The 15,600-nt window shown below is 69.3% G+C and carries 12 protein-coding genes and 1 pseudogene; 8 read left to right on the forward strand and 5 right to left on the reverse strand.

Annotated elements, in window-relative coordinates; genetic code table 11:
* Positions 1-59: 59 nt before the first annotated feature.
* From QQK49_RS07330 to QQK49_RS07350, 5 genes are all read left to right on the forward strand, one after another.
* The gene (locus QQK49_RS07330) at positions 60-437 is read left to right on the forward strand and encodes a GntR family transcriptional regulator (RefSeq protein WP_284303367.1); all 378 of its coding nucleotides are present in this window, start codon (positions 60-62) and stop codon (positions 435-437) included.
* On the forward strand, positions 434-1,192 hold the full coding sequence (locus QQK49_RS07335) for an ATP-binding cassette domain-containing protein (protein WP_284303368.1): 759 nt from the start codon (positions 434-436) through the stop codon (positions 1,190-1,192). Before QQK49_RS07330 ends, QQK49_RS07335 begins: the two co-directional genes overlap by 4 nt.
* Positions 1,189-1,911 (forward strand): hypothetical protein, encoded by a 723-nt coding sequence (locus QQK49_RS07340; protein WP_284303369.1) that lies wholly within the window; start codon positions 1,189-1,191, stop codon positions 1,909-1,911. The genes QQK49_RS07335 and QQK49_RS07340 overlap by 4 nt, the downstream gene beginning before the upstream one ends.
* A gap of 72 nt (positions 1,912-1,983) precedes the next feature.
* A complete protein-coding gene (gene uvrB, locus QQK49_RS07345; RefSeq protein ID WP_284303370.1) occupies positions 1,984-4,068 on the forward strand; it encodes an excinuclease ABC subunit UvrB in 2,085 nt (694 codons plus the stop codon).
* A gap of 180 nt (positions 4,069-4,248) precedes the next feature.
* Positions 4,249-5,244 (forward strand): TerC/Alx family metal homeostasis membrane protein, encoded by a 996-nt coding sequence (locus tag QQK49_RS07350; protein ID WP_488803206.1) that lies wholly within the window; start codon positions 4,249-4,251, stop codon positions 5,242-5,244.
* A gap of 104 nt (positions 5,245-5,348) precedes the next feature.
* Here QQK49_RS07350 and scpC read toward each other — a convergent pair whose 3' ends face one another.
* The 3 genes from scpC to QQK49_RS07365 form a co-directional block, all read right to left on the reverse strand.
* On the reverse strand, positions 5,349-6,863 hold the full coding sequence (gene scpC / locus QQK49_RS07355) for a succinyl-CoA:acetate CoA-transferase ScpC (RefSeq protein WP_284303371.1): 1,515 nt from the start codon (positions 6,861-6,863) through the stop codon (positions 5,349-5,351).
* Between the two features lie 99 nt (positions 6,864-6,962).
* Positions 6,963-7,877, reverse strand: a complete 915-nt coding sequence (locus tag QQK49_RS07360) for an EamA family transporter (RefSeq protein ID WP_284303372.1) — start codon at positions 7,875-7,877, stop codon at positions 6,963-6,965.
* Positions 7,874-8,536, reverse strand: coding sequence for an MBL fold metallo-hydrolase (locus QQK49_RS07365; protein ID WP_284303373.1), 663 nt, complete (start codon positions 8,534-8,536; stop codon positions 7,874-7,876). The genes QQK49_RS07360 and QQK49_RS07365 overlap by 4 nt, the downstream gene beginning before the upstream one ends.
* Before the next feature lie 191 nt (positions 8,537-8,727).
* Here QQK49_RS07365 and QQK49_RS07370 point away from each other — a divergent pair, with 191 nt between their 5' ends.
* From QQK49_RS07370 to QQK49_RS07380, 3 genes and pseudogenes are all read left to right on the forward strand, one after another.
* Positions 8,728-9,993 (forward strand): RtcB family protein, encoded by a 1,266-nt coding sequence (locus tag QQK49_RS07370; RefSeq protein ID WP_284303374.1) that lies wholly within the window; start codon positions 8,728-8,730, stop codon positions 9,991-9,993.
* Between the two features lie 108 nt (positions 9,994-10,101).
* Positions 10,102-13,243, forward strand: a pseudogene (gene uvrA, locus QQK49_RS07375) (excinuclease ABC subunit UvrA).
* 85 nt (positions 13,244-13,328) lie between these two features.
* Positions 13,329-13,796 carry a Rieske (2Fe-2S) protein gene (locus QQK49_RS07380; RefSeq protein ID WP_284303375.1) on the forward strand — a complete coding sequence of 156 codons (468 nt, stop codon included), beginning with the start codon at positions 13,329-13,331 and terminating at the stop codon, positions 13,794-13,796.
* Between the two features lie 178 nt (positions 13,797-13,974).
* Here the strand turns inward: QQK49_RS07380 and QQK49_RS07385 are convergent, their stop codons facing one another.
* Positions 13,975-14,685: an ABC transporter ATP-binding protein gene (locus QQK49_RS07385; RefSeq protein ID WP_284303376.1), complete on the reverse strand. Its 711-nt coding sequence runs from the start codon at positions 14,683-14,685 to the stop codon at positions 13,975-13,977.
* The gene (locus tag QQK49_RS07390; RefSeq protein ID WP_284303377.1) at positions 14,685-15,554 is read right to left on the reverse strand and encodes an ABC transporter ATP-binding protein; all 870 of its coding nucleotides are present in this window, start codon (positions 15,552-15,554) and stop codon (positions 14,685-14,687) included. The genes QQK49_RS07385 and QQK49_RS07390 overlap by 1 nt, the downstream gene beginning before the upstream one ends.
* Positions 15,555-15,600: the final 46 nt, after the last annotated feature.

The raw sequence follows: 15,600 nt of genomic DNA on the forward strand, positions 1-15,600 counted from the left end.
GGGTTGCGCTTTCGCCTCTTCTCTGGTTCATTAGTGGAGTAACGAACCAAGGAGGCGGGATGGATCCGTTCGACAACCGATCACCCATCTATCTCCAGATCGCCGACGGCATCCGGCGCTCGATCCTCGCCGGAGAACTCGCCGACGGGGAGCAGGTGATGTCGACGACGCAGTACGCGACGACCTACCGGATCAACCCCGCCACCGCCGCGAAGGCCATGACCCTGCTCGTCGACGAAGACCTCCTGCACAAGCGGCGGGGGCTCGGGATGTTCGTCTCCGACGGGGCGCGCGAACGGCTCCGCCTCCGGCGTCGGGCCACCTTCTGGGACGAGGTCCTCCGTCCCGTTCTCGCCGAGGCACACGACCTCGGCATCACGACGGCAGAGGTCGTCAGCCACATCCAGCAGGCAGAGCAGGCACAGGGGGAGCGATGACCACAGGCATCGAGTTCGACGGCGTGACCCACCGATTCGGCTCCACCACGGCACTCGACAGCGTCGACCTGACGATCCGCCCCGGCGTGATCACCGGGCTCGTCGGACGCAACGGGGCCGGAAAGTCGACCCTCTGCCGTCTCGGCGCCGCGCTGATGCGGCCCCAGCACGGCACCGTCCGTCTCGGCGGCCGGCCCCTCTGGGAGGACCCCGACGCCGTCGCCCAGGTGTGCCTCATGCGCGATCGGGGCTCCGGCCTGGAGAACCTCACGCTGCGCAGCGTCGTCGGGCTGCATCGCACGTTCCGCCCCCAGTGGGACGAGCAGACCTTCGAGCGACTCCTGCGCCGCTTCGACGTCCCGGACCACAAGTGGCCCTCACGGCTGTCGACGGGGCAACGCTCGGCGCTGCGCATCGCCCTCGCGCTGGCGTCGCGGGCCGAGGTCACCCTCCTCGACGAGGTGCACCTCGGGCTCGACGCGGTGGCCCGTCGGTGGTTCTACGAGGAGGTCCTCGCCGACTACACCCGGCACCCCCGCACGATCGTCCTCTCCTCCCATCTCCTGGAGGAGATCGAGCAGGTCGTCGAGGACGTCGTCGTGGTGCACCGCGGCCGCATCCTCGCCTCCGGCGACGTCGACACCGTCCGCGCCGAACATGCCGTCGGCGCCGGACTGCCCTCCCTCACCGATGTCCTCGTCTCCCTCACGGACACGCGGACCGACCCTCAGACCGACACGGAGGTCACGCCATGAGCGCCACCGGATCCACGAGCGTGCCCACGTCGTCGCGCGGGCGATTCCTCCCCACGCTGGCGACCTTGAGTTCCGGCGCCCTGGGCCAGCTTCTGTGGTACGCGGGCGTGACGACGGCGTGCGTCCTGGCGGTGTTCCTCATCGGGCGCTGGCAGGGGTGGGGCCTCGCCGGGCCGGGCTCGACCGTGGACGGCGTGTGGCTGGGCGTCGAGGCGAGGAGTACCGGGGTCGTCGTTCGAGGCCTGACGTTCCTCGTCCCGATCGGAACCGGGTGGGGTGCGGTCGCTCTCGCGGCATCGCTGCCGTGGACGTTGACCCGCCCGCTCATCGAGCTGGGCGTCACCCGCCGCGTCGTGGCCGTCGCCACCCTGGGGACCCTCGCCGCGATGCTGGCCTTCGTCGTGCTGGTCACCGCGCTGACGGCGGTGGTGTCGGCCCCGACCGACCCCGGGTTCTGGTGGTGGACGCTGGTCGCGGCCACTCCGGCCCTGATCGCGCTGGCGCTGGCGATGCTCCTGGTCCTCGTCGGGGCCACGGTGTGCCTGCGCCTGTCCGGCTGGGTGCTCGTGCTGATCTTCGTGGCGCTGCCGCTGGCGGCACTCCTCGTCTTCAGCCTCCCGGGGTTGTCGATCCCCCTGGGTGCAGCGACGGCCGCCGTGACGGCCGTCGTGCTCGTCCTCGTCTACCTCGCCCTCATGCGGCGCCTCCCCGTGCCCTGATCGCGTCCTGGTGCGGGGTGGCGCGCGTCCGCGGGTGAAGGGTTGTCGGTGGGCGGGTCTACCGTTGTCGGCATGCGGCCCACCACAGATCTGCAGCGACGCGTAGCCCCGTTCGAGGTGGTCTCGGAGTTCTCTCCGAGCGGCGACCAGCCGAAGGCGATCACCGAGCTCGCCCGGCGCATCAACGACGGCGAGCAGGACGTGGTGCTGCTCGGTGCCACCGGCACCGGCAAGTCCGCCACCACGGCATGGCTCATCGAGCAGGTGCAGCGGCCCACGCTGGTCATGGCGCCCAACAAGACCCTCGCCGCGCAGTTGGCCAACGAGTTCCGCGAACTCCTGCCGCACAACGCGGTCGAGTACTTCGTCAGTTACTACGACTACTACCAGCCCGAGGCGTACGTCCCGCAGACGGACACCTACATCGAGAAGGACAGCTCGATCAACGACGAGGTCGAAAGGCTGCGGCACTCGGCCACCAACTCCCTGCTGACCAGGCGTGACGTCATCGTGGTGGCCTCGGTGTCGTGCATCTACGGCCTCGGCACGCCGCAGGAATACGTGGACCGCATGGTGCGGCTCAAGGTCGGCGACGAGATCTCACGCGACGACCTGCTGCGCCGGTTCGTCGAGATGCAGTACACCCGCAACGACCACGCCTTCACCCGCGGCACCTTTCGCGTCCGCGGAGACACCGTCGAGATCATCCCCATGTACGAGGAGCTCGCGGTGCGCGTCGAGTTCTTCGGCGACGAGATCGAACGGCTCTACACCCTCCACCCGCTCACCGGCGAGGTCGTCGCCGAGGAGAGCGAGATGTACGTCTTCCCGGCCTCGCACTACGTGGCCGGTCCCGAGCGCATGGATCGCGCCATCGCGGGCATCGAATCCGAGCTCCAGCGCCGTCTCGAAGAACTCGAACAGCAGAACAAGCTGCTCGAGGCGCAGCGCCTGCGCATGCGCACCACCTACGACATCGAGATGATGCGGCAGGTCGGGGCCTGCTCGGGCATCGAGAACTACTCGCTGCACATCGACGGACGACCGCGGGGGAGTGCCCCCAACTGTCTGCTCGACTACTTTCCCGAGGACTTCCTGCTGGTCATCGACGAGTCCCACGTCACCGTGCCGCAGATCGGGGCGATGTACGAGGGCGACATGAGCCGCAAGCGCACCCTCGTCGACCACGGGTTCCGGCTGCCCAGCGCCATGGACAACCGCCCACTCAAGTGGGAGGAGTTCCTCGAGCGCATCGGCCAGACCGTGTACCTGTCGGCGACGCCGGGGGACTACGAGATGGCCAAGGCCGGCGGCGGCGTGGTCGAGCAGATCATCCGCCCCACCGGGCTGATCGACCCCGAGGTCGTGCTCAAACCCACCAAGGGGCAGATCGACGATCTGCTGCACGAGATCACGCTGCGCACCGAGCGCGACGAGCGGGTCCTCGTCACCACCCTCACCAAGAAGATGGCCGAGGACCTGACCGACTACCTGCTCGACAAGGGGGTGCGGGTCCGCTACCTGCACTCCGAGGTCGACACCCTCCGCCGGGTCGAGCTCCTGCGCGAGCTGCGCCTGGGCGAGTACGACGTCCTCGTCGGCATCAACCTCCTGCGCGAGGGCCTCGACCTGCCGGAGGTGTCCCTGGTGTCCATCCTCGACGCCGACAAGGAGGGCTTCCTGCGCTCGGCCCGCAGCCTCATCCAGACGATCGGCCGGGCGGCCCGCAACGTGTCCGGTCAGGTCCACATGTACGCCGACTCGGTCACGCCCTCGATGGAGTCGGCGATCGACGAGACGCGCCGTCGTCGAGAGAAGCAGATCGCCTACAACACCGAGCACGGCATCGACCCGACGCCGTTGCGCAAGAAGATCGCCGACATCACCGATCAACTGCGTCGCGAGGACGCCGACACCGAGGCCCTCATGGGCAGCGGGCGGGTCCAGTCGCGGGGCAAGGGCCGAGGACGGGCCGCCGACAACGAGCGGCGCGAGATCCCGTCCGCGGCCGGTGACCTGGCCACTCTCATCCAGGACCTCACCGCGCAGATGCACCAGGCGGCCGAGGACCTCCACTTCGAACTCGCCGCGCGGCTGCGCGACGAGGTCTCCGACCTCAAGAAGGAACTCCGTCAGATGAACGCGGCGACCCGCTGAGGCCCGGCAGATCACCCCGACATCGTGTGGCACACTCAACTGTCCTTGGAGGGGAACACCCCCGCCCGGTGACCCGACACCACGAACCGACCCCTCCTCGCGAGGCGGCATCGCGCGCGTGCCGGTCCGACTCCGGGGTCTGACAGACCTCCATCGTCCGCCTCGGAAGGCACTCGCCTCATGACCATCCCGTTGTGGGTCTGGATCGTCACACTGACGGGCGTCCCCGCATTCCTCATCGTCGACGTGCTGGTCATCGCCCGCCGTCCGCACAAGCCGAGCATGGCCGAGTGCGCCAAATGGCTGGCCGCATTCATCGGTGGCGCCATCCTCTTCGGGATCGGCATCGGGATCTTCGCCGGCGGGGACTACGCGACGCAGTTCTTCGCCGGCTGGCTGACGGAGTACTCGCTGTCCGTGGACAACCTGTTCGTCTTCATCATCATCATGACGAAGTTCGGTGTCCCCGAGAAGTACCAGCAGGCCGCCCTGCTCGCCGGCATCATGATCGCCATCTTCCTGCGCGGCATCTTCATCGCCGCCGGTTCGGCGCTCATCGAGCAGTTCACCTGGGTCTTCTACCTGTTCGGTGCCTTCCTCATCTACACGGCGGTCAAGCTCGCCAAGGAGGGCATGGGGGACGAGGACGAGGACGAGGAGTTCAAGGAGAACGCCTTCCTCCGGTTCGTCGAACGACGCTTCCGAGCGACGACGTCGTGGGAGTTCGGCACCCGCCTCTTCGGTCGGATCGACGGAAAGCGGGTCGCGACGCCGATGTTCATCACGATCCTGGCCCTGGGCACCACCGACCTGATGTTCGCGCTCGACTCCATCCCCGCCATCTTCGGGCTCACCTCGGAGCCCTACATCGTGTTCACCGCCAACGTGTTCGCGCTCATGGGCCTGCGTCAGCTGTACTTCCTCATCGGCGGCCTGCTCAAGCGTCTGGTGTACCTCAGCCTGGGGCTGTCGGTCCTCCTGGGCTTCATCGGTGTCAAGCTCGTGCTCCACGCCCTGCACGAGAACTCGCTGCCGTTCATCAACGGTGGACAGCCCCTGCACCAGATCCCCGAGATCCCGATCACCGTGTCGCTCGGCGCCATCGTGGTCATCCTCGCCGTGACGACCGTGGCCTCGCTCCTGCGCACCCGCACACACCACGACGCCCAGGTCTGAGGCAGCCCCCGCCTCGCCGTGACCCCGCGGCCAGGCCGGGCGCGAGAAACGCCCCGCTCCCCAGATCTGGGAAGCGGGGCGTTTCTCGATGCCGGGTCGGCGGGTCAGGAGGGGACCATCGTGCCCTCGGCGAGGAAGCGACGGTGCCACTCGTGGGCCTGCGCCAGGTCGTGCGGGGTGTGAGAACCGTTGGCCACCTTGGCCGCCCGGTCCGTGTACTCCTCGAGCATCGGCTTGTACGAGGGGTGGGCGCACTTCTCGACGATGAGCTTGGCCCGCTTGCGCGGGGCGAGACCACGCATGTCGGCCAGCCCCTGCTCGGTGACGATGACGTGGGTGTCGTGCTCGGTGTGGTCGACGTGGCTGACGAACGGCACGATGGACGAGATCGCGCCGCCCTTGGCCGTCGAGGGAGTGACGAAGCAGGAGATGTAGGCGTTGCGGGCGAAGTCACCCGAGCCGCCGATGCCGTTCTGCATCCGGCTGCCCATGATGTGCGTGGAGTTGACGTTGCCGTAGATGTCGGCCTCGATCAGACCGTTGCACGCGATGACACCGAGGCGCCGGATGAGCTCGGGGTGGTTCGAGATCTCCTGCGGGCGCAGGATGATGTTGCGGCGGTACCGCTTGGCCTCCTGGTTCATGCGCTCGGCCGCATCCGGTGACAACGAGAACGCCGTCGCCGAGGCCGTCGCCAGCTTGCCCGCGTCGATGAGGTCGACCATGCCGTCCTGGATGACCTCCGTGTACGAGGTCAGGTTCTCGAACGGGGAGTCCAACAACCCGGCGAGCACGGCGTTGGCGATGTTGCCCACACCGGACTGCAGAGGGAGGAGCTCCTTGGGCAGGCGGCCCCGCTTGAGCTCGTGCTCGAGGAACTCGATGAAGTGCCCGGCGATGGCCTTGGACGTCTCGTCGAGCGGCTTGAACGGGGTGTTGCGGTCCTGCTGATCGGTCTCGACGATCGCGATGATCTTGTCGTTGTCGACCGACAGGTAGGGCTGCCCGATGCGGTCGCCCGGCCGGGTCATCTGCACCGGCATGCGGTGGGGCGGCAGGGCGAACTTCTCGTAGACGTCGTGCATCCCCTCGAGGTCGAGGCTCTGCCAGGAGTTGACCTCGAGGATGACCTTGTCGGCCTCGTCGAGCCACACCTTGTTGTTGCCGATCGACGAGCTGGGGATGAGACGCCCGTCGTCGGTGACCGCGGTGACCTCGATGACGGCGACGTCGAGGTTGCCCAGGAATCCTTCGCGCACGAGGGGGCCCAGGTGCGAGAGGTGGATGTCGTTGTAGTCGATCGTGCCCTCGTTGATCTTCGAGCGGGTGATCGGGTCGGACTGGTAGGGCAGCCGACTGCCGACGCCTCCCGTCTCGGCCAGGGCACCGTCCAGCTCCGGAGCGGTCGAGGCACCCGTCCACAGGCCGATGCGGAACGGGCGACCGGCCGCGTGCTCCTCACGGATGCGGGCAGCGAGGGCGACCGGCACCGCCTTGGGGTAGCCCGCTCCGGTGAAACCGCTCATTCCGACGTTGAAGCCGTCCTCGATGAACGCCGCGGCTTCATGTGCCGACATGATCTTGTTCCGCAGGGATGCCTTACCGACGCGACTGGCCATGCTTCCTCCATCGAGCTGCACGAACGGGCGCGGAGCCCGTGATTGGACTACTCACGACGGTACCGAGTGGCGCGTGGTCGCGGAGGAGGCGACCCCCGATCACGGCCCTAGGTCCCGGGGTGTGTCGGGGTCGGGAGGCGGAGTGGGTTCTCGACGGGTCACCGACGCCGACGCGGCGACCACCGCGGCCATCCCGAGCATCTGGATCACGGAGAGCACCTGCCCGAGAACCACGAGCCCGGCCAGAGCCGCGACGGCCGGCTCGAGGCTGAGCAGGACTCCGAACACGTTGGCCCGCAAGTGGCGCAGGGCGAGCAGTTCGAGGGAGTACGGCAGGACGGAGGAGAGGACGGCGATCCCCGCGCCACGCAGCAGGACCTCGGGCTCGAGCATCGAGGCACCGGCGGTCGCGATGCCCATCGGCGCGACGAGGACGGTGGCGATCGTCATGGCGAAGGCCAGGCCGTCGAGGTGGGGGAAGCGGGCACCGGTGCGGGCCGACAGGAGGATGTAGGCGGCCCAGGCGGCGCCGGCGGTCAGGGCCAGTGCCACACCGACGATGTCCAGCCGGTCTACGGGCGTGGGGCCGATGCCCGAGATGAGCAGGATGCCGACTGCGGCGATGGCCACGGCGATGAGATCTCGTGCGCGGCGGGACAGGACCGCGGCGAGCATGAGGGGACCGACGAACTCCACGGTGACGGCGATGCCGATGGGCAGGCGCTCCAGCGAGGCGTAGAACGCGCTGTTCATCGCCGCCAGCGCGACTCCGAACGCCGCGACCGTGCACCAGTCGCCGCGCGAGTGACCCCGGACCTTCGGCCGCAGGATCGCGAGCATGATGGCACTGGCGATGGCCAGGCGCAGGGTGACCGACCCCAGGACTCCCACGAGGGGGATCAGGGTCACGGCCAGCGCCCCGCCGAACTGGACCGAGGCGATGGCCAGGAGGACGAGGACGGTGGCGGGGACGCGCGGTTTCGAATCGGAGGTGTGGTGGGTGCCGGTCGTCACCAGCCGCGCTCACGCCACTCGGTCAGGTGCGGACGCTCCGCCCCGAGTGTCGTGTCGCTGCCGTGGCCGGGGTAGACCCACGTGTCGTCGCCGAACGGCTCGAAGACACGCTCGCTCAGGTCGTCCATGAGGGAGGCGAAGTCCTCGGGGGAGGTGGTCTTGCCCGGGCCGCCGGGGAAGAGGCTGTCGCCGCTGATGACGTGCGAGTGGCCCTCGGGGTCGGTCCACGTGAGGGCGATGGCCCCGGGCGTGTGGCCCCGCAGCTCGATGACGTCGAGACTCACGTCGCCGACCGTCACCGTGTCGCCGTGTGCGAGGCGGTGATCGGGCGCGACGGGCAGCGCGTCCGCGTCGTTCTCACCCGCGTAGGTGTCGGCGCCCGTGCGCTCCGCGAGCTCCTTCAACGCGCCGGTGTGGTCGCCGTGCCGGTGCGTCGTGAGGATGGCCTGCAGGCGACCCGACCCCTCCTCGACCAACTCGACCAGCCGGTTGGGCTCGGCGGCGGCGTCCACGAGGAGCTGATCCCCGGTCGAGGGGCACGTGAGCAGGTAGACGTTGTTGTCCATCTCGCCGACGCTGCACTTGCGCAGCACCAGGGTGCCGAGGTCGCGGACATCGCTGGGTCCGCCGGGAGTGACATCGCCGCTGTACGTGCTCATCGCTGCCTCCGTGGGTCGTCTTCGGCGTCGGTCGAGGTGTCGACGCAGGCCCATCCTCGCCGAGTCGGGCGGTGAATGGGCCAACGGGGGCGAGCGGGATCGCGGCGACGGGTGCGTCGGCGACCTCCGGAGCCCCACGGACCCGGAAATCCGCTCGACGGGTGCGGTGCCGACCGGGACACTCGGGGATCGTGAACACCGAGAACTCCGAGACCACCGAGGCCGCCCGGGCCGTGCGCCGGGAGGGCCGTCCGCCGACCGTGTTCCCGGTGACGCTGCCGGGGGCCGAGCACACCGCCCTCTGGGCGGAGGTCGACTCGATCGAACCCGCTGCGCAGGAGCAGTTGCGCAACGTGGCTGCACTGCCGTGGACCCACCGACTCGCCGTCATGCCCGACGTGCACTACGGCAAGGGGGCGACGGTCGGGTCGGTCATCGCGATGCGCGGGGCGGTCGCGCCGGCGGCCGTCGGCGTCGACATCGGGTGCGGCATGGCCGCGGTGCGGACCTCCCTGTCCGCCGGCGAACTACCGGACGATCTGGGCTCCCTGCGGTCGGCGATCGAGGCCGAGATCCCCGTCGGGTTCGAGTCGCACGACGGTTCCGCGGACCTGTCGGCCGATCCGGGCCTGCGTCGCCGGGTCGATGCGCACCTGGGCGGGTTCTCCACGCTGCGGGCCCCGGGCATCGACGAACGGCACGGACGGGCCGTCGCGCAGTGCGGGACCCTCGGCGGCGGCAACCACTTCATCGAGGTGACCCTGGACGAGGACCAGCAGGTCTGGCTCATGCTGCACTCCGGGTCGCGGAACATCGGCAACGAACTCGCCCGTCGGCACATCGAGTCCGCTCGCGGCCTGGAGCACAACCTGGGGCTGCCGGACCGCGACCTCGCGGTGTTCCTCGCCGACACCCCGCAGATGCAGGACTACCTTCACGATCTGCACTGGGCCCAGGAGTACGCGCTTCTCAACCGCGAGGCGATGCTCGTGCTCCTGGAGAACGTCGTCCGCCGCGCGTTCCCGCAGGTCACGTACTCCGAGCGGGTGACGTGCCACCACAACTACGTCGCGCACGAGACGTATGACGGGGTCGATGTCGTGGTCACCCGCAAGGGCGCGATCCGCGCCGGACGCGGTGACCTGGGGCTCATCCCCGGCTCGATGGGCACGGGGTCGTACGTGGTCCGTGGACTCGGCAACGAGGCGTCCCTGTGCTCGGCCTCGCACGGAGCCGGCCGGCGGATGTCGCGGAACAAGGCCCGCAAGACCTTCACCGTGGCCGACCTGGAGGCGCAGACGCGGGGGATCGAATGCCGCAAGGACGCCGGGGTGCTCGACGAGATCCCCGGCGCCTACAAGGACCTGGCGGCGGTGATCGCGGCACAGACCACCGGCACGGAGCCGCTGGTCGAGGTGGTCACCAAGCTCGACACCGTCCTCTGCGTCAAGGGCTGAGGCGACCCGGTCGGCGCCGGTGCGTGCGCGTATCGGCGCCGATCGGCGTGCCCGTCGCTGACCTGCGCTGACGCGGCCATCGAACGGTTGTCGGAGGTGCCGCCTACGATGAGCGACGTGCCTACCGAAGCCGACTTCCGCTCCACCCACGATCGACTCGTCGTCCGAGGTGCCCGCGAACACAACCTCAAGGACGTCTCGATCGACATCCCGCGCGACGCCCTCGTCGTGTTCACGGGCCTGTCCGGGTCGGGCAAGTCCTCACTCGCCTTCGACACGATCTTCGCCGAGGGGCAGCGCCGCTACGTCGAGTCGTTGTCGGCGTACGCCCGGCAGTTCCTGGGTCAGATGGACAAGCCGGACATCGACTTCATCGAGGGGTTGTCGCCGGCCGTCTCGATCGATCAGAAGTCCACGAGCCGCAACCCCAGGTCGACCGTGGGCACCATCACCGAGGTGCACGACTACCTGCGTCTGCTCTACGCCCGCGCCGGTCGCCCGCACTGCCCCACGTGTGGCGAGCCGATCACGCGGCAGAGCCCGCAGCAGATCGTCGACCGGCTGCTCGAACTGCCCGAACGCACCCGGTTCCAGGTGCTCGCGCCGCTGGTCAAGGGGCGCAAGGGGAGTACGTCGACCTCTTCGCCGAGTTGCAGACCAAGGGCTACTCGCGCGCCCGGGTCGACGGGGCAGTCGTCTCCCTCGCCGAGCCGCCCAAGCTGGAGAAGCAGAAGAAGCACACCATCGAGGTGGTCATCGACCGGCTCGTGGCCAAGGGGCCCGACACCGGCGCGGTCCGGCGCCTCACCGACAGCATCGAGACGGCCCTGGGACTGGCCGACGGCGTGGTCGTCGTCGACTTCGTCGACGTCACCGAGGACCCCGACCCGAGCGACCCGCACGCCCTGCCGCGCGAGCGCCGGTTCTCCGAGCGCATGGCCTGCCCCAACGACCACGTCATCGACGCCGACGAGATCGAGCCCCGGTCCTTCTCGTTCAACAGCCCCTTCGGCGCCTGCCCGGAGTGCACCGGCATCGGCACCGAACTCGAGGTCGACGCCGAACTCGTCGTGCCCGACGAGGACCTCACCCTGCGTGAGGGCGCCGTCGCCCCGTGGGCGCAGGGTTCGGGGATGGCGGACTACTTCGTCCGCGTCCTCACGGCCCTCGCCGACGACCTCAGCTTCTCCCTCGACATGCCGTGGAAGGCGCTGCCCGAGCGGGCCAGGGACGCGATCATGCACGGACACCAGCACAAGGTGCACGTGCGCTACCGCAACCGGTGGGGTCGTGAGCGTCAGTACTCCACGGGTTTCGAGGGGGCCATCCCCTTCGTCCGGCGCCGTCACGGCGAGACCGACTCCGACTGGTCACGCGAGCGGTACGAGGGCTACATGCGGCAGATCCCGTGCCCGGCCTGCAAGGGAGCCCGGCTCAAGCCCGAGTCCCTCGCCGTGCTCGTCGGCGGCCGCAACATCGCCGACGTCAGCCGGCTCGCCATCGCGGAGTGCTCGCAGTTCCTCGACTCGGTCGAGCTGTCGGGGCGCGAGGCCGCCATCGCGCAGCAGGTGCTCAAGGAGATCCAGGCCCGGCTCGGCTTCCTGCTCGACGTCGGCCTGGACTACCTCTCCTCGACCGGCCGTCGGCGACCCTCTCGGGCGGGGAGGCCCAGCGCATCCGCCTGGCCACGCAGATCGGCTCGGGCCTGGTCGGGGTGCTCTACGTCCTCGACGAGCCGTCCATCGGCCTGCACCAGCGCGACAACGAGCGCCTCATCGGCACCCTCACCCGGCTGCGCGACCTCGGCAACACACTCATCGTCGTCGAGCACGACGAGGACACCATCGAGGCGTCGGACTGGGTCGTCGACATCGGGCCGGGTGCGGGCGAGCACGGAGGCCGGGTCGTCCACTCCGGCACCGTGGCCGGGCTCAAGGAGAACGCGGACTCCCTCACCGGCCGCTACCTCTCGGGGCGGGCCACCATCGACCTGCCCGAACGGCGCCGGGGGATCGACCCCGAGCGCCGGCTCACGGTGGTCGGTGCGCGGCAGAACAACCTCGAGGGCATCGACGTCGAGTTCCCGCTCGGGGTGCTCACGGCCGTCACCGGCGTGTCGGGGTCGGGCAAGTCGACCCTGGTCAACGACATCCTCTACACCGTCCTCGCCAACAAGCTCAACGGTGCTCGCCAGGTGCCGGGCCGCCACAAGACCGTCACCGGGCTCGAACACCTCGACAAGGTCGTCCACGTCGACCAGAGCCCCATCGGCCGCACCCCGCGCTCCAATCCGGCCACGTACACGGGCGTGTTCGACAACATCCGCAAGCTCTTCGCCGAGACGACCGAGGCCAAGATCCGCGGCTACCAGCCGGGCCGGTTCTCGTTCAACGTCAAGGGCGGACGCTGCGACGCCTGTTCCGGCGACGGCACCCTCAAGATCGAGATGAACTTCCTGCCCGACGTGTACGTGCCCTGCGAGGTCTGTCACGGAGCCCGGTACAACCGCGAGACCCTCGAGGTGCACTTCAAGGGCAAGACGATCGCCGAGGTGCTCGACATGCCCATCGAGGAGGCCGTCGAGTTCTTCGCGGCGGTCCCGGCGATCGCGCGGCACATGAAGACCCTCAACGACGTCGGCCTCGGGTACGTGCGGCTGGGACAACCGGCCACCACGCTCTCCGGCGGTGAGGCGCAGCGCGTCAAGTTGGCCTCCGAACTGCAGAAGCGCAGCTCGGGGCGCAGCATCTACGTCCTCGACGAGCCGACGACCGGTCTGCACTTCGAGGACATCCGCCGGCTGCTGGGGGTGCTGCAGGGTCTCGTCGACAAGGGCAACAGCGTCATCGTCATCGAGCACAACCTCGACGTCATCAAGAGCGCCGACTGGGTCGTCGACCTCGGGCCCGAGGGCGGATTCCGTGGTGGCCGCGTGATCGCCGAAGGAACGCCCGAGCAGGTCGCGACGGTCGAGGAGAGCCACACCGGGCGCTACCTCGCCCCCGTCCTCGCCCGCGCCGGTCACGTCCCGACGGTCGCCGAGCCCGAACCGGCACCCGTTCTCCTCGGTGCCCGGGGCAAGGCGGCCGCAGGCAAGACAGGCGCAGCCAAGGCGGCCACGGGCAAGAAGGCGGCGGGTACGGCGAAGAAGGCCGCACCGGCCCGCACGGCGACGGCGGCCAAGAAGGCCGCCGATGCCCCGCCGCCCCGTCGCAGTCGCAAGGCCGCGGCCGTCGCGAAACGGACCTGAGTCCCGGGATCGTGAGCAGCGACGGGCCGATGGTCCCGTATGTCTACAGTGGCCGGACCGATCCAACTCGAGGAGGACGACAGACGTGACGCTGGAGAAGACGGGAACCCACGACCGACGCACCGTGCTGAAGTTGGCCGGGGCGGGCGGGGCCGCGATCGCCACGATCACCTTCGTCGCGGGCTGCGGCTCGGGTGGCGACGAGGGGTCCGGAGGGTCGAAGGAGGCCGCGCAGCCGAGCGCCGAGGTGCAGGCCGCGGTCGAGCAGGCCGTCACCGGTGGACAGGTGAAGGTCGGCGGGGCGGCCTTCCTCGAGGAGGCCGGAGTCGTGGTCACCCAACCGACCGCGGGGGACTACAAGGTCTTCTCCGACAAGTGCCCCCACCAGAACGCCCCGGTGACGATGCTCGACGAGGGCTCCGGGCGCATCGTGTGCGTCCTGCACGGCAGCCAGTTCGACCCCACCACCGGTGAGGTCGTCGTCGGCCCGTCCGCGCGGGGGCTCACGCCGATGGCCGTCGACGTCGCGGCACCCGCACCCACGTCCACCTGAGCAGCCACCGACCACAGCCGACACCACGTCCGAGGCATCACAACCGGCCACCGTGTCGGACACGGCAGGCGGACACGAATCACGATGTCGGACCCAGCGGAACGCCGCGCAGAGCAGGTCTGCGCGGCGTTCCGCTTCTCCGAACGGGATGAGGCCGGTCGACGACCGCCGGTGCCCCTCAGTCCTCGCCGAGGTAGGCCTTGCGCACCTCGTCGCTGGTGAGGAGCTCCGGGCCTGTGCCGGACAGGACGATCTTGCCGACCTCGAGCACGTAGCCGACGTCCGCGAGCTTGAGTGCCGCCTGCGCGTTCTGCTCGACGAGCAGGATCGTGGTGCCACCGGCCCGCAGGTCGGCCACCGTGCTCATGATCTTCTTCATCATCAGCGGCGACAGACCCATCGAGGGTTCGTCGAGGAGCAGCAGCCGGGGGCGGCTCATCATGGCGCGTCCCATGGCCAGCATCTGCTGCTCGCCACCGGAGAACGTGCCCGCCGGCTGAGAACGGCGTTCGGCCAGGACGGGGAACAGGTCGAAGACCTTCCGGAGGTCGTCGTCGGTCTCCTTGTCCCGCCGCGAGTACGCCCCGAGCCGGAGGTTCTCCTCCACCGTCATCCGCGGAAAGATGCGGCGCCCCTCCGGGGAGTGCGCCATCCCGAGCGAGACGATCTTGTGCGCCGGGACCGACGTCAACGCGGTGCCGTCGAACGAGATCGAGCCCTTGGCGGGCCTGATCAGCCCGGACAGGGTGCGCAGGGTCGTGGTCTTGCCCGCTCCGTTGGTGCCGATGAGGCAGACGATCTGCCCCTCCTCGACGTCGAAGCTGATGCCCTTGACGGCCCGGATCTTTCCGTACGAGACCACGAGGTCCCGCACCTCCAACAGCGCCATCAGCGGTCTCCGTCCTTGTCCTCGTGACGGCCTTCGCTGCCGTCCAGGCGCGTGCTTCCGCCGCTGCCCGGCTCGCGGGACCCGCCACCGACGACACCGTTGCCGGCGTCACCGTCGACGGACTCGAGGTCCTCCTCCTCGTCGTCACCGGTGCCGATGTAGGCCTCGATGACGCGGGGGTCGGACTGGACCTCGGCCGGGGTCCCCTCGACGAGGGCCTTGCCGCGGACGAGGCAGAGCACCCGGTTGCAGAGCCGGAAGATGAAGCGCATGTCGTGCTCGATGACCACGACGGCCAGACCCGAGTCGCGGATCTTGAAGATGAGGTCGGTGGCCTCCTTCGTCTCCTGGGGGTTCATGCCGGCGGTGGGCTCGTCGAGCAGGACGAGCTTGGGCTCGGTCGCCAACGCGCGGGCGATCTCCAGGCGACGCTGGTGGCCGTAGGGGAGGTTGCGGGCGAGATGCTCCTCGTACCCGCCGAGCCCGACGTAGTCCAGCAGTTCCTGTGCGCGCGCTCGTGTCTCGGCCTCCTCCCGGCGGTACTTGGGCCCCCGCAGGATCGAGGTGAGGGGGCCCGAGGAGGTGCGGCAGTACCGCCCGACCATGACGTTCTCGAGCGCCGTCATGTTGGCGAAGAGGCGGATGTTCTGGAACGTCCGGCTCATTCCGGCCTGCACGACGCGACGCGGTCGCGGGGGCAGGATCGTTCCGGCGAACGTCACCTCGCCCTCGGTCGGCTGGTAGAGGCCCGTCAGACAGTTGAAGAACGTCGTCTTGCCGGCACCGTTGGGGCCGATCAGGCCCACGATCTCGCCGGGGTAGACGTCGAGGTCGACGGCGCCCACGGCGGTGAGGCCGCCGAAGCGCATCGTGACCCCCGGGCCGACAGCAGGGCGTCCGATCGGGCGCCCTCCG

Source organism: Mobilicoccus caccae, from assembly GCF_030161635.1.
GTDB lineage: Bacteria > Actinomycetota > Actinomycetes > Actinomycetales > Dermatophilaceae > Mobilicoccus > Mobilicoccus caccae.

What these genes read in the sequence shown, in the direction of transcription:
- QQK49_RS07335 (WP_284303368.1), top strand. Translation starts at nt 434, where the DNA reads ATGACCACAGGCATCGAGTTCGACGGCGTGACCCACCGATTCGGCTCC.
- QQK49_RS07365 (WP_284303373.1), bottom strand. Translation starts at nt 8,536, where the DNA reads ATGAGCACGTACAGCGGCGATGTCACTCCCGGCGGACCCAGCGATGTC.
- uvrB (WP_284303370.1), top strand. Translation starts at nt 1,984, where the DNA reads ATGCGGCCCACCACAGATCTGCAGCGACGCGTAGCCCCGTTCGAGGTG.
- QQK49_RS07330 (WP_284303367.1), top strand. Translation starts at nt 60, where the DNA reads ATGGATCCGTTCGACAACCGATCACCCATCTATCTCCAGATCGCCGAC.
- scpC (WP_284303371.1), bottom strand. Translation starts at nt 6,863, where the DNA reads ATGGCCAGTCGCGTCGGTAAGGCATCCCTGCGGAACAAGATCATGTCG.
- QQK49_RS07390 (WP_284303377.1), bottom strand. Translation starts at nt 15,554, where the DNA reads ATGCGCTTCGGCGGCCTCACCGCCGTGGGCGCCGTCGACCTCGACGTC.
- QQK49_RS07385 (WP_284303376.1), bottom strand. Translation starts at nt 14,685, where the DNA reads ATGGCGCTGTTGGAGGTGCGGGACCTCGTGGTCTCGTACGGAAAGATC.
- QQK49_RS07350 (WP_488803206.1), top strand. Translation starts at nt 4,249, where the DNA reads ATGACCATCCCGTTGTGGGTCTGGATCGTCACACTGACGGGCGTCCCC.
- QQK49_RS07340 (WP_284303369.1), top strand. Translation starts at nt 1,189, where the DNA reads ATGAGCGCCACCGGATCCACGAGCGTGCCCACGTCGTCGCGCGGGCGA.